Origin of the sequence: Neptuniibacter sp. QD29_5, from assembly GCF_047778125.1 — a bacterium.
In the GTDB taxonomy this organism is placed as follows: domain Bacteria; phylum Pseudomonadota; class Gammaproteobacteria; order Pseudomonadales; family Balneatricaceae; genus Neptuniibacter.
This window is the reverse complement of record NZ_CP180556.1, coordinates 108,046-121,299: the sequence shown is the minus strand read 5'-3', so window position 1 is coordinate 121,299 and position 13,254 is coordinate 108,046. Positions and strand designations below refer to the sequence as shown.

Sequence of the window (13,254 nt, the reverse complement as noted above, 5' to 3'; positions counted from 1 at the left end):
CTACCTTTACTTTACAACTGTTTGAATTTCACACACAAAGCCAGAGAAGGACTTTATGACCCTGAGTTGCCATAAATGGATTGCTGCGCTTTTGATACTTATCTTTGCGCCCCTGACATCAGCTAACAAGCCAGCGGCACCGGAATCAGATAAACCTATTCAAGTTTTGCTGAACGACTGGACCAGCCAGTTAGTGCTGGCACGAGTCACCGGTCAGGTGCTGCAATCAATGGGTTATAACGTCGGTTATGTAAACAAAACCAGTAATGCCCAATGGGGCTCTCTCAAACTAGGCTTGAGCCATATTCAGGTCGAAGTCTGGGAAGGCACTATGTCCAAGATGTTCCAGCGTATGATCGATGCAGGAGCTATAGTGGATGCCGGCACCCACGATGCCATCACCCGAGAAGAGTGGTGGTATCCGCTGTATGTCGAAGAGTTATGTCCGGGCTTACCGGATTGGCAAGCGCTAAAAAAATGCTCCGACCTATTTGTTGATCCCCGCACTGCCCCGCAAGGGATGTACCTAGGCGGACCATGGGAGAAACCTGATGCCGCTCGCATCCGCGCACTCGGTATGGACTTTAAAGCGATTACCGTTGAGCAAGGCGATGACCTTTGGGTCGAGCTAAAACGTGCGGCTATCGAACAGCGACCTATCGTTTTGTTTAACTGGACACCCAACTGGGTGGAAGCGAAATATCCGGGCCGCTTTATTGAATTTCCTGACTATCATCCCGACTGCGAGACCAAACCCAGCTGGGGAACCAACCCGCGCTTCCTGCACGATTGCGGCAACCCGAAACAAGGTTGGTTAAAGAAAGCAGCTTGGAAAGGCATGCCCGACACTTGGCCTTGCGCTTACGAAACCTTACAAAACATCAACTTCAGCAACGCCATGATTGCCGAGCTGGCCTCTATGGTTGATGTTGATGGCCTGAGTTACGAAGCAGCTTCTGATAAATGGATGGCCGACAACCAGACTATCTGGTCCCAATGGATTCCCTCTCACTGCCAGGTTGAACAACAAAGGATCCAATGATGAAGGATGATAAAGCCATACCAATCAAGGATTCAATCGGCTTCAATCTGATCAAGCTGGTTTTTTCGATCTACATCATTATCGCCACGCTAGTAACGTTGGCGCATATGGCAACGGAATACTTCAATGTAAAGTCTTCCGTTATACAAGACCTACAGCTTTACCAAAGTTCATTTGAAGAACCGCTCGCAGACTCTTTGTGGGATCTAGATGTTGAGCGAACAAAAACAATCACACCAGGTATCGTAAAACTGCCCTCAATCGTTGGCTTACAGATTTATGATTTAGGTAATGATCTTATCTCGACTAACGGTTTAACGCCTGCGAACCTTAATGAGCAAACAAGTGGCATTCTACCCACACAGTTATTGGTACACGAGTTCCCTATTGTTTATACAAAAGAGAATGAAAAGGCAGAGGTAGGGCGAGCCGCATTCTATTCCAGCTCCGATGTCGTAATTACCAAAGTCCAAGCGGGTTTTTTGCTCATTATTATTAATGCGATCATCAAAACCACCGCTCTATGGGTCATCTTTCTGTATATAGTGCGCCCTACACTTATTAAACCAATTGAAATACTCAGCAGTGCTCTACAGAATCTAACCTTCGATAAACTCAGTAAGTCCAAAATAACCATTCCGCGAAAACGTCACGACGAGTTAAAGGTGCTAGAACAAAGCATCAACTCCATGACTAATCGATTAGCTGAATCATCTGATCAGTTAAATGAACTCAACCAAAACTTAGATCAGTCTCATAAACTATCTCTATTATTGCTCCGCGGCGTAACGGAAATGAAAGAAAGCCGGGAAAAGCAGGACTCTTTTGCGGCAGTATCTAATGCGATATCAGAAGCTATTCCCTGTTTAGCTTCATCAGCGCTTTATATCTCTTACTATCACCAGAACAATACCCCTAGCTTAGACGCCTCAGAGACCCCGGTGATTGAAGAGTCTTACCGCCAGAAAGGTAAAATTGAGATTTTGGTGCGTGATGCGCAAATCCATAGTAAAGCTTCACATGCAGAGGAAAAACTACAAGGTAACCTGATAAATATTCCACTGCGTCATGGCAAGGAGCTTGTGGGTTCCGTAGAGATCCTGTCCAAAGCCCCGGTTAGCATCAGTCTCGAAGAACAACAATTTATTAGCACCTTGATCCCATCGCTGATCATTTCATTAGAAGACATCAGCATCCGTTCTAATCTTGAAGCAGCGGTTAGAGAAAGGACGGCAGACCTACAAAGATCGAATCATGAAATTGCCATAAAGGCGCAAGAACTGGCACAGATCAGTCAGTCCAAATCGCAATTCCTTTCGAATATAAGTCATGAGATCCGAACACCCTTGAATGCGATCATCACGTTAACCGAGCAGCACACAGAGCACAGCCCCATCCAAGACCCTGTTGCGGTACTTAGTGTCATTCATCACTCGGCAGACAACTTACTTAAGGTGATCGAAAACCTAGTTGATTTTGCTGAAATAGAATCCGGCAAAGTAAACTTAAACCCTATTAGGTTTGACCTAGAAACATTAGTAAGTGAAGCAATAGATAACAATAAACCTGCAGCCCAAGGCAAAGGGCTACAACTAAAACTGAAAACAAAAGTCATCAACACCTCCCTGTTTGGCGATTCCAAACGCTTACTACAAGTCTTGAATATATTCCTCGATAACGCCCTGAAATTTACCAACCAAGGCTCCGTTATCCTCAATGTGTCACAGCAAGCCAGTAATAATTCTCTATCACAATTTGAGTTTTCTGTCCGTGATACCGGGATGGGTATGAATACAGAGAAGATTAAAACACTTTTCAATATAGCCGGTCAGGAGAGTGTGCCAGCCTTTAGCACACATACAGGCCACGGGCTCAATCTATCTATCAGTAAACAACTCATTGAACTGATGGGAGGGGAGTTAAAGATCGAAAGCACACCCGATGAAGGCAGTAGTTTCAGCTTTACCCTCAGCTTTAAGAATGCCTGCGAAAGTGAGTTTATAGAGGATAAATAATGGGGCCGTAGTCAGCAGCCCCATTACAAAAGGATTAGATTCGTAGACCGCCGTCCATCTCAACGATACGGCCAGTAAAGAACTCGTTCTCAATGATGTACTGAAGCGTGTGAGCCATCTCTTCCACTTCACCTAAACGACGTACAGGCACAGCAGCTACCATGCGTTCGATCGCTTCTGGCTTCATCTGAGCAGTCATCTCTGTAGCAATCACACCCGGTGCGATACCTCCTACACGAATCTTATGGCGGGCTAGTTCACCCGCCCAACTCGTAACCATCGTTGCGACAGCAGCCTTTGTTGCAGAGTAGTTAGTTTGGCCCATATTACCGGCACGGGACACCGAAGATATATTTACAATAACACCACCTGTCCCTTGAGTTGCCATCGCAGCCGCTGCTTCTCGACCACAGAGAAAGGTGCCGGTCATATTAACCTCGACCACCGACTGGAACTGCTCAAGACTCATCTTCGCTTGCAGCTCACCATCCTTAACTTTAATCAGCATGCCGTCACGCATCAGACCTGCGTTATTGACTAAGCCATTAATCTCGCCAAAGTCAGCTACGATCTGCTTAAAGGTTTGCTCAACCGCGGACTCGTCAGTGATATTGCACACATAACCGCGGGATTCTCCGCCGAATTCAGAACATGCAGCTACCGCTTCGTCCAAATTGCCTTGATCCAAATCGATCAGTGCCAACTTACCACCCTGCTTCGCTAGGTTCTCCGCCATTGCGCGCCCTAAACCACGACCACCACCGGTGATAACAAAAACACTGTTTTTAACCTGCATACCCTAATCTCCAAAAATATGGTCTTACCTGATTATATATAGGTAATACCATCTACTTCTGTTGTTTTTATAACCTCATTTATAGCCTGTTTCAGGAGATATTACGAGAATTTTATCAGGGAAAACCCTAACAAATTGTAAGATACGTAAAGAATCAGATTAGAACGGAAAAAATATAAATAAGAATTCTTTCATTTAAGGGACAGAGCCGCAATCCAAGTTCCACTTTACTCTGCACGGTACGCTATACTCTCAAAACACTCGCCCAGACAGTATATGAGGTTTATGTGAAACGTTTTGCTTTCCTTATTTGTTTCGTTTTTTCTTCCCTAATGGAATCGGTGGTATTTGCTGAAAGTTCACAACATATAGAGGGCACTAAAGAACATTTGGTTATCGGGGTTTTTCCAAGACGAAGCCCTGCAGATACGGTTAAAAACTTCACCCCGCTAGCCAAGTATCTGGAATCACAGTTAAACCACCCTGTAAAACTTGTTACGAGCAAAAATTACTCTATTTTTTCCCAATCTCTTTATCGTAACGAGTTTGACCTAGTCCACCTGAATCAATATGACTATATAAAACTGAACGAGAAACTGGGGTATAAAGTTATCGCCCAAAATGAAGAATTTGGGCACAAGACAATTAGAGCTTCCTTATTTGCCCGGAAGGATTCGGATATTAATAAGCTTGAAGACCTAAAAGGCAAAAAAGTAGGTTTTGGTGGCAGTAAGCAAGCAATGATCAGCTATGTCATTCCGACACTAATGCTTCATGAAGCGGGCCTTAAAAGAGGAACTGACTACATTGAGCAAATAGTAAGAAACCCTCTTAACACTATTTTTAATAACTATACTGGCATTGTGGATGCTTCAGCTGCTGGGAACAGAGTATTAGCTCTTCCCGCTGTCAAAAATCACATTGATATCAGCAAGTTCAAAGTGATCGCTTCAAGCAAGGATTACTCACACCTACCATGGGCTATAAACGATAACTTGAAGCCTGAAATAAAAGAAAAAGTAAAATCAATTTTATTAAACTTAGACAAATCACCCAAAGGGCAAGCTGTTCTTAAATCAGCAGTGCTTACAGGTTTAAATCCAGCATCTGACGAAGACTACGATTCTTTCCGAGAAGTGATAAAAAAACTAGAGATGCTAGATAGTCCACAAATGTAACACGGCGAAATGATGTGACGATCTACTACCCAAGTAATGTAATAAAAATCGATCTCAGAATAGCCATAGTGTAAAAGATTATTCCTAATGTCAGCATATAGAAGAAAACAGAAACCTCTTACATGCTTTCCTTTATTCGAAAAAAATTCTAGTCGCTCAACGGCGTCCTCCCCCTAAACAAAAAAACCGGCACATGCGCTAAGTACATGGCCGGTAAGAGAGCAGAATTTGAAAAATAGGTGGGATAGCTCCTAGTGGAAGAAACTATCCCTGTGGGTAATTTTTCTTGGGGGTTAAATGGCGCCTCGCGCTTCGATTAGTGCTTCAATTTCTGGAAGAATTGAGGCGTCATCGATGGTTGAGGGCATTTTATACTGCTCTTTAGCTGCAATCTTTCGCAGTATCGCGCGCAGGATTTTGCCTGATCGCGTTTTAGGCAGTCGTTGCACGACGATTGCGCTTCTAAAGCAAGCAAGGGCACCTACTTGTTCACGGACCATTTTCACCAGCTCCGTTTGTAGTTGCTCTTCTTCGATCTGTTCACCGGCTTTTAGCACGATCAAGCCAACTGGCAATTGGCCTTTGAGTTCGTCGTTTACGCCAATCACAGCGCACTCGGCTACTGCAGGGTGAGCGGAAACAACCTCTTCCATTTCACCTGTGGATAAACGGTGGCCGGAGACGTTGATTACATCGTCGGTACGACCGGTGATGTAGATATAACCGTCGTCATCTTTAAAGCCGCCATCGCCGGTGTGGTAGTAACCCGGGAAGGCTTCTAGGTAAGAGCTAACGTAACGATCGTTGTTGTTCCAGATACTCCAAGCAACACCCGGTGGCATCGGCAATTTCACGCAGATATTACCCGCTTCGCCGTCTTCGACTTCGTTACCATCGCCATCCAATACACGGATGTCGTAGCCTGGGATCGGTTTATTGGTAGAACCTAAGCGGGCTTCAGACGGGTTGTCCCACCCCATCATTGGAGCCGTCATCGGCCAACCGGTTTCGGTCTGCCACCAGTGATCGATCACCGGCACTTTCAGCAGATAAGACAACCAGTGGTAGGTAGAGGAGTCTAGCTTCTCACCCGCTACAAACACCCACTTAAGGCTGTTTAGATCGTATTTGTGAGACAGCGCACCTTCTGGATCTTCTTTACGGATCGCACGGAAAGCGGTTGGTGCACAGAACATAGAGTTAACTTTGTACTCTTCAATGACACGCCAGAACGTACCTGCATCGGGTGTTTTAATCGGCTTACCTTCAAAGAAGATCGCGCTACAGCCGCCCATCAGCGGGCCGTAAACGATGAAGGAGTGACCAACAACCCAACCGATATCGGACGCACCCCACCAAACATCACCCGGGTGCATGCCGTATACGTTATTCAGAGCATAGCTTAGTGCCACCGCATGACCGCCGTTATCACGGACGATCCCTTTTGGCTGGCCGGTAGTACCCGATGTGTAAAGAATATACAGCGGGTCAGAACCTTTAACCGGTGTGCATTGCGCAGGCTCGACACCTTCCTGAACTTCGATCCAGTCCAGATCGCCATCGCGGTCCATATCAGCTTTAACCATCGCACGCTGGAACACAATGGTGTGCTCTGGCTTGTGGCTTGCTAGATCGATCGCTTTATCCACCAGCGGTTTATAGGCAATGGTTTTCTCAAACTCGATACCGCAAGACGCAGTAAGGATCATCTTCGGATTGGCGTCATCGATACGAATCGCCATCTCTGCAGGGGCAAAGCCACCGAAGACCACCGAGTGAATCGCACCTAAGCGAGCGCAAGCCAACATAGCCACGGCTGCTTCAGGAATCATCGGCATGTAGATTAGAACCGTATCGCCTTTCTCGATGCCTTGAGCTTTTAGGGCTCCGGCAAAACGGGCAACACGATCGAGAAGCTGGTTGTATGTAATGGCCTCTTTTTTACCGGCAGCAGGGGAATCGTAATACAGTGCAACCTGCTCACCACGGCCATTTTCCACATGGTAATCCAGTGCTAAATAAGCGCTATTTAACTCACCATCGGCGTACCAGCTGTAGGTACCAAAATCTGTTTTTGTAAGGGTCTTTGTCGGCTTTTTGAACCAAGAAATACGGTCAGCCTGATCCGCCCAGTAAGCTTCGGTGTTCGCCAAAGCCAACTGATACTCATGATTGTATCCCATCGAATCAACCTCAATTATTTTTGTTTTAGGTTGGAAAGTCCTGCCAGCACGCATCAACTGGCAGGTTTCGCTTATCTGTGGATAAGTTTTTTTACTGGTCTTGGTACAGGCGAAGAACGCTGGAGAAGTCCAGCCCGCCGTTACCGTTGGCTTTGTGCAGATTGAACAGTGCACGTGCCTGCGAACCCATTGGAGTTGGGGACGCACTTTGTTGGCTTAGCTCCATCGCCAGACCTAAATCTTTGAACATTAGATCGACTTGGAAACCGCCTTGATAATCGTTAGAAGAAGGTACGCCTTCCATCACACCTGGGAACGGGTTGTAAACCTGTAGTGACCAGTTGTTACCGGAGCTCTGCTTCATAATTTCAGATAGCACTGCTGGATCTAGACCGTTCTTCACACCCATATTTAGGGCTTCAGATGTACCTGTCATTAGGATCGCTAGCAGCATGTTGTTACACGCTTTAGCGACCTGACCTGCGCCGTTGCTACCGGCGTGGAAGATGTTTTTACCCATGCACTCAAGCACAGGTTTTGCTTTAGCGAACTGCTCGTCAGACGCACCCACCATGAATGCTAACGTGCCTGCTACCGCACCACCTACACCGCCAGATACAGGCGCATCGATAAAGTTAATACCGCGCTCGGCACCTACCGCTGCAACCTGCTTAGCTGTTTCGGCATCGATCGTAGATGAGTCGATAATTAGTGCACCGTCAGCAACCACATCAAACAGTGGCGCATCACCAGACACCATCAAACCTTCAACATGCTTACCCGCAGGCAGCATAGTGATAACAAACTCAGCATCGGTTGCTGCATCTACGGCTGTCGCAGCAGCTTGGCCACCTTCAGCCACTACTTTGGCAATTGCATCTTGAGACAGGTCGAATGCTTTAACTGAGTGACCCGCTTTAACAAGGTTGATCGCCATTGGACCACCCATGTTACCTAAACCTATAAAACCGATAGTCGCCATTTCTCTAGTCCTGTTATTGTTATAACTAGTTGTTATACATCGTTGTTTTATCTGGATGCTTAACGCTGCATCCCATCTTCATTGCCCACGCCTTACAAATTGGCGAGTGGGTTCTCCTGTCCGTCGCCTTTCCAAGGTGACTCAAAAAACTCAGCTACTTTTGCCTGATCGACCTCTGCCAGTGTTGGATAGGTCCATTGCGGCTTGCCATCTTTATCCACAAGCAGCGCTCGCACGCCTTCTGGGAATTCACGATGACTGCAACACTGCACAGACAGAACAATCTCGGCACAGAACACCTCTTTCAGGGACATCTGATCGGTGCGTTCTAATTGCTGTTTGATCAGGTTGATCGCAAGAGGACTGCCATGACCGATCGCTTTCTGGGAGCGATTGATCCACTTGTCGTCGCTTTCAACCGCCAACAGTGCAGAGACAATCTCTTCAACGCTGTCGTGATCGGTAATCTTCTGGATAAAGTCGTAATGCTGTTGAATCGGAGACTCCGATTTGAACTGCGGTTGCGACTGTTCTTCTACAACCCGTAACACGCGGTTAACGGCAGCTGTTGCACAGCCATCCCAGTTTTCCGCTTTTAGCCCTTCAACCATGTTCTGGCGTAGCTCATTTGCCACAAAGCGATCAGCCAAACCAAGGAACAGCGCATCAGCAGCAAACATTGGGTTACCCGTCAGACCCAGGAACAGACCTGTACGACCCGGCATGTGATTCAGGAACCAACTGCCGCCTACATCTGGGTAAAGGCCAATCGTCACTTCCGGCATCGCCAGATGGGAGCTTTCAGTCACGATACGGTGGCTACAGCCGTTCATCAGGCCCATGCCGCCGCCCATCACAATACCCGCACCCCAACAGATGATTGGTTTTGGATAAGTGTGGATGGTGTAATCCAGCGTGTACTCCCGGGTGAAGAAATCTTCTGGGAAGGAAGCATCGCCCTCACCGGTCATCGCCTTGTAAAGATTGACGACATCGCCACCGGCACAAAACGCTTTCTCACCGGCGCTATCCAGCAGGATCGCCACGACAGAATCGTCCGTTTTGCACTCATCCAGTTTTGGCTGGATCAGGTCGATCATCTCCAAAGTCAGCGCATTCAAAGAGCGCTCGGCATTCAGACTGATCTCAACAATCTTCTTGCCGTCTTGGGTTGGGTATTCGTTAAACAGTACGCAGCTCATCAATCAGTCCCTTATTGGTTTTTCCACTCAGGTGCACGCTTATCTAAGAATGCGTTTACACCCTCTTTCTGATCTTCGGTGTGGAATAGATCAACAAACAATTCGCGCTCTAGACGGTAACCAGCATCCCAGTGATGAGTACGGTTGTTCTGAATCAGTTGCTTACACGCCGCGATCGCTGTTGGGCTTTGTTTTTCTACCGCTTTTGCCAACTCCATCGCTTTGTCGTACGCCTGACCTTGTGGAACCAGCTCTTCAACTAAACCGATGCCTTTCGCTTGTGGCGCTTTAATACGCTCGCCACAAAGGATCATGCGCTTAGCCCAACCTTCGCCCACCAGCATGGTTAGATTCTGCGTACCACCAGCACATGGCAGTAGACCAACCGTTGCTTCTGGCAGTGCCATCTGCGCTTGCTCTTCGGCAACGCGAATATCACACGCCAGTGCGACTTCTAAACCGCCACCCATAGCAAAGCCGTTGATCGCTGCGATAGATACACCGCGGAATTTAGATAAGCTTTCAAAAGCACGACCAAACTGACTCGCCATCTCACGTGCCATAGCACGATCACCGTCCGCAAACAGGTTTAGATCGGCACCAGCTGAGAAGAACTTCTCGCTCGTAGAGCGCAATACCAAAGCGTAGATCTGTTTGTCTTGGTTTAGCTCGTCAACAATCGTGACTAAACCCGACAAGCTCTCTTCGGTCCAAGTGTTGGCCGGAGGATTATTCATGGTGATAACGGCGGTATGACCGTGTTTTTCTACAATCAATTTATCTGTCATAGCTTTCTCCAATTCTGTCCTACCGGATCACACAAGATCCGCTGCATCTTCCATCAATACTCGACGAGCAATAATGACGCGCATAATTTCGTTAGTGCCCTCAAGGATGCGGTGTACGCGGTTATCGCGTAGGTAGCGCTCCAATGGGTACTCTTTGATATAGCCGTTGCCACCAAAGATCTGCAGAGCTTCGTCAGCAATGTTAAAACCTACATCTGTGGCAAAGCGCTTTGCCATCGCGCAGTACGCTGTTTTATCGGCATGGCCTGCATCCAGTTTCGATGCTGCCAAACGTACTAGCTGTCTTGCTGCCACAAGCTCAGTCGCCATATCTGCCAACTTGAACTGCAACGCTTGGAAGTGCGCTAGCTCTTTACCAAACTGCTTACGCTCATGCAGATAGTCACGCGCTTTGTTCAGCGCCGCTTGTGCAGTACCAATCGAGCAAGTCGCGATATTGATACGGCCACCATCCAGACCTTTCATCGCAATTTTGAAGCCGTCACCTTCATTGCCCAGTAGAGCAGATGCCGGTACTACCACGTCTTCAAACGTAATCATTCGTGTCGGCTGGCTGTTCCAGCCCATCTTTTCTTCTTTACGGCCGTAAACGATGCCTTCGCTCTTAGCATCCACCGCAAAAGCGGAGATCCCTTTTGGTCCCTCTTCACCGGTACGCGCCATTACAACAAGCACATCGGTACTACCGGCACCGGAGATAAAAATCTTGCTGCCATTTAGGATGTAGTTATCACCCTCACGACGTGCGGTAGATTTAAGGGATGCAGCATCGGAACCGGCATTTGGCTCGGTTAAGCAGTAAGACGCTAACTTCAGACCGGCGGTTAGATCTGGGCACCAGTGCTCGCGGGTTTCCTGATTACCAAAATCGGCAATCATCCACGCGGCCATGTTGTGAATCGTGATAAACGCAGTGGTCGAGGTACAACCCATCGCCAACTGTTCAAAGATAATACTGGCATCTAAGCGGCTCAGGCCTAGACCACCGACATCTTCCGGTGAATACAGACCACAAAAGCCCATCTCACCTGCTCGACGCAGCACATCAACAGGAAAAATCTGTTTTTCATCCCACTCAGCTGCATGGGGCTCAAACTCATTTTGCGCAAAGGCACGGGCCATATCGGCGAATGCAATCTGATCTTCATTCAGCTCGAAATCCATTGCTCTCTCCTTAGGTGGAAAGAGGTCACGCAACCGTGCCTCTTTCTCGTTATTGTTCTGTTCGTAACAACTGATTACTTCAACTGGATCGTTGTGTTTACGCCAGTATCGATATCATCTTCAAACCAACGTGCTGTCACAGTCTTAGTCTCGGTGTAGAACTTAACCGCTTGCTTACCGTAAGCGTGCTGGTCACCGTAGAAAGATTTTCTCCAGCCTGTGAAAGAGAACATTGGTAGAGGCACTGGTACTGGTACGTTGATACCAACCTGACCTACTTTGATCTCGTGCTGGTACTTACGTGCTGCTGCACCAGAAGAAGTGAACATGGAAGTACCGTTACCGTATGGGTTCTCGTTGATCAGCTCGATCGCTTCTTCCAACGTATCTACTTCAAGCGCAATCAGTACAGGGCCGAAGATCTCTTCTTGGTAGATAGACATGTCGCGCGTTACACCGCGGAACATTGTTGGGCCAACCCAGTTACCGTCTGGGTAACCGTCAACTACGCATTCGCTACCATCCAGAATACATTCAGCACCAGCGTCTTTACCTTCTTGGATGAAGTTAAGAACACGCTCACGTGCTTGTGGATTAATTAGTGGGCCGTAACCTGCTTTTGGATCATCCCACGCACCTGGCTGTACTTTCGCTAGGGCATCACGTACTTCTGGGATCCACTCGCGTGCTTCACCAACAAATACCGCAACAGAGATCGCCATGCAGCGCTGACCTGCCGCACCTACAGAGGCACCGGCAATGCTGTTAACAACTTGGTTTTTAGACGCATCCGGCATTACTACCATGTGGTTCTTCGCACCAGCGAATGCCTGAACACGTTTCATTTTGTCAGTACCGGTACGGTAGATGTGCTCACCTACAGCAACAGAACCTACGAAAGAGATTGCTGGCGTATCTTTGTGAGTAAGCAGCTGGTTTACCGCATCTTTTGTACCGTGAACAACTTGTAGAAGACCGTCTGGCGCACCCGCTTCTTTGAATAGCTCAGCCAAACGCATTGGCGTTAGTGGATCTTGCTCAGATGGCTTAAGTACGAAGGTGTTACCGCAAGCGATCGCCATTGGGAACATCCATAGAGGGATCATTGCTGGGAAGTTGAATGGTGTAATACCAACACATACACCTAGTGGCTGAGTGATGCTGTAGCAATCGATCTTACGTGCTACGTTCTCAACCGTTTCACCCATAGATAGAGAAGCGATGTTACAAGCGTGTTCTACAACTTCTATACCACGCCAAACGTCACCTTTCGCATCTTCAAATGTTTTACCTGTTTCCTGAGCAAGTAATGTTGCTAGCTCATCGTGGTTCTCTTTTAGCAGGTGCTGGTAACGCAGCATCAGACGAGCACGCTCGCCTACAGGTGTTTCTTTCCAATCTTCAAACGCAGCTTTGGCAGCTTCTACTGCTTGATCAACTTCTGCAGCTGTTGCGCAAGGAACCTGTGCAATCACTTCCTGCGTAGCAGGGTTAGTTACTGGAAGCAGGGTCTGTGATTCACTCTGAATAAATTCGCCGTTGATAAGTAAAGGTACTTGCTGTGTCATTCTCTGATACCTGTATTTCTTGTTGTAGTTGTATTGTTTTACGTCGCGTTCAAACTCAATAACTCTGTTTTATCATGCAGCTTAGCAATTCATGATTGATAATCTTGTCTAATTGATGGACTATATTGCGATCATATAAGTAATTACCCTAATACATAGGTCGTAGCTATGAGCAGCCCATCAAATTGGCCCTTACCCCCGGAGAGTATTCGCTTTGTCACCCCAAGGCGCGTGGTAGCTGAATTAGCGCAGAATCCGCTAAGCCAGGGCTTGTATCCTCTAGGGATGGGCTACTATCGCGAAGCCAGCGGGCAT

At 47.4% G+C, this 13,254-nt stretch carries 10 protein-coding genes; 3 read left to right on the top strand and 7 right to left on the bottom strand.

Annotated features, from left to right (window positions below):
• The first annotated feature begins 55 nt into the window (after window positions 1-55).
• Both ACMXYR_RS00515 and ACMXYR_RS00510 read left to right on the top strand, forming a co-directional pair.
• Complete coding sequence (locus tag ACMXYR_RS00515; protein ID WP_415902487.1) at window positions 56-1,042, top strand: ABC transporter substrate-binding protein; 987 nt, start codon at window positions 56-58, stop codon at window positions 1,040-1,042.
• On the top strand, window positions 1,042-3,057 hold the full coding sequence (locus tag ACMXYR_RS00510; protein WP_415902486.1) for an ATP-binding protein: 2,016 nt from the start codon (window positions 1,042-1,044) through the stop codon (window positions 3,055-3,057). The genes ACMXYR_RS00515 and ACMXYR_RS00510 overlap by 1 nt, the downstream gene beginning before the upstream one ends.
• 34 nt (window positions 3,058-3,091) lie before the next feature.
• On the opposite strand, the gene ACMXYR_RS00505 is transcribed toward ACMXYR_RS00510, so the two are convergent.
• A complete protein-coding gene (locus tag ACMXYR_RS00505; RefSeq protein WP_415883064.1) occupies window positions 3,092-3,853 on the bottom strand; it encodes an SDR family oxidoreductase in 762 nt (253 codons plus the stop codon).
• Window positions 3,854-4,140: 287 nt separating this feature from the next.
• Between ACMXYR_RS00505 and ACMXYR_RS00500 the strand changes: the two genes are divergently transcribed.
• A complete protein-coding gene (locus ACMXYR_RS00500; protein ID WP_415902485.1) occupies window positions 4,141-5,031 on the top strand; it encodes a phosphate/phosphite/phosphonate ABC transporter substrate-binding protein in 891 nt (296 codons plus the stop codon).
• A gap of 293 nt (window positions 5,032-5,324) precedes the next feature.
• On the opposite strand, the gene ACMXYR_RS00495 is transcribed toward ACMXYR_RS00500, so the two are convergent.
• The 6 genes from ACMXYR_RS00495 to ACMXYR_RS00470 all read right to left on the bottom strand — a co-directional run bounded on the left by ACMXYR_RS00495 (window position 5,325) and on the right by ACMXYR_RS00470 (window position 12,939).
• Window positions 5,325-7,214 (bottom strand): AMP-binding protein, encoded by a 1,890-nt coding sequence (locus ACMXYR_RS00495; RefSeq protein ID WP_415902484.1) that lies wholly within the window; start codon window positions 7,212-7,214, stop codon window positions 5,325-5,327.
• A 91-nt stretch (window positions 7,215-7,305) separates the two neighbouring features.
• On the bottom strand, window positions 7,306-8,196 hold the full coding sequence (gene mmsB / locus ACMXYR_RS00490) for a 3-hydroxyisobutyrate dehydrogenase (protein ID WP_415883055.1): 891 nt from the start codon (window positions 8,194-8,196) through the stop codon (window positions 7,306-7,308).
• Window positions 8,197-8,288: 92 nt separating this feature from the next.
• Window positions 8,289-9,398 carry an enoyl-CoA hydratase/isomerase family protein gene (locus ACMXYR_RS00485; RefSeq protein WP_415902483.1) on the bottom strand — a complete coding sequence of 370 codons (1,110 nt, stop codon included), beginning with the start codon at window positions 9,396-9,398 and terminating at the stop codon, window positions 8,289-8,291.
• Between the two features lie 11 nt (window positions 9,399-9,409).
• On the bottom strand, window positions 9,410-10,186 hold the full coding sequence (locus tag ACMXYR_RS00480) for an enoyl-CoA hydratase (RefSeq protein ID WP_415886476.1): 777 nt from the start codon (window positions 10,184-10,186) through the stop codon (window positions 9,410-9,412).
• Between the two features lie 27 nt (window positions 10,187-10,213).
• Window positions 10,214-11,371 (bottom strand): acyl-CoA dehydrogenase family protein, encoded by a 1,158-nt coding sequence (locus ACMXYR_RS00475; protein WP_415902482.1) that lies wholly within the window; start codon window positions 11,369-11,371, stop codon window positions 10,214-10,216.
• Between the two features lie 74 nt (window positions 11,372-11,445).
• Window positions 11,446-12,939 (bottom strand): CoA-acylating methylmalonate-semialdehyde dehydrogenase, encoded by a 1,494-nt coding sequence (locus tag ACMXYR_RS00470; protein WP_415902481.1) that lies wholly within the window; start codon window positions 12,937-12,939, stop codon window positions 11,446-11,448.
• Window positions 12,940-13,254: the final 315 nt, after the last annotated feature.

What these genes read in the sequence shown, in the direction of transcription:
- ACMXYR_RS00515 (WP_415902487.1), top strand. Translation starts at nt 56, where the DNA reads ATGACCCTGAGTTGCCATAAATGGATTGCTGCGCTTTTGATACTTATC.
- ACMXYR_RS00505 (WP_415883064.1), bottom strand. Translation starts at nt 3,853, where the DNA reads ATGCAGGTTAAAAACAGTGTTTTTGTTATCACCGGTGGTGGTCGTGGT.
- ACMXYR_RS00510 (WP_415902486.1), top strand. Translation starts at nt 1,042, where the DNA reads ATGAAGGATGATAAAGCCATACCAATCAAGGATTCAATCGGCTTCAAT.
- ACMXYR_RS00485 (WP_415902483.1), bottom strand. Translation starts at nt 9,398, where the DNA reads ATGAGCTGCGTACTGTTTAACGAATACCCAACCCAAGACGGCAAGAAG.
- ACMXYR_RS00495 (WP_415902484.1), bottom strand. Translation starts at nt 7,214, where the DNA reads ATGGGATACAATCATGAGTATCAGTTGGCTTTGGCGAACACCGAAGCT.
- ACMXYR_RS00480 (WP_415886476.1), bottom strand. Translation starts at nt 10,186, where the DNA reads ATGACAGATAAATTGATTGTAGAAAAACACGGTCATACCGCCGTTATC.
- mmsB (WP_415883055.1), bottom strand. Translation starts at nt 8,196, where the DNA reads ATGGCGACTATCGGTTTTATAGGTTTAGGTAACATGGGTGGTCCAATG.
- ACMXYR_RS00470 (WP_415902481.1), bottom strand. Translation starts at nt 12,939, where the DNA reads ATGACACAGCAAGTACCTTTACTTATCAACGGCGAATTTATTCAGAGT.
- ACMXYR_RS00475 (WP_415902482.1), bottom strand. Translation starts at nt 11,371, where the DNA reads ATGGATTTCGAGCTGAATGAAGATCAGATTGCATTCGCCGATATGGCC.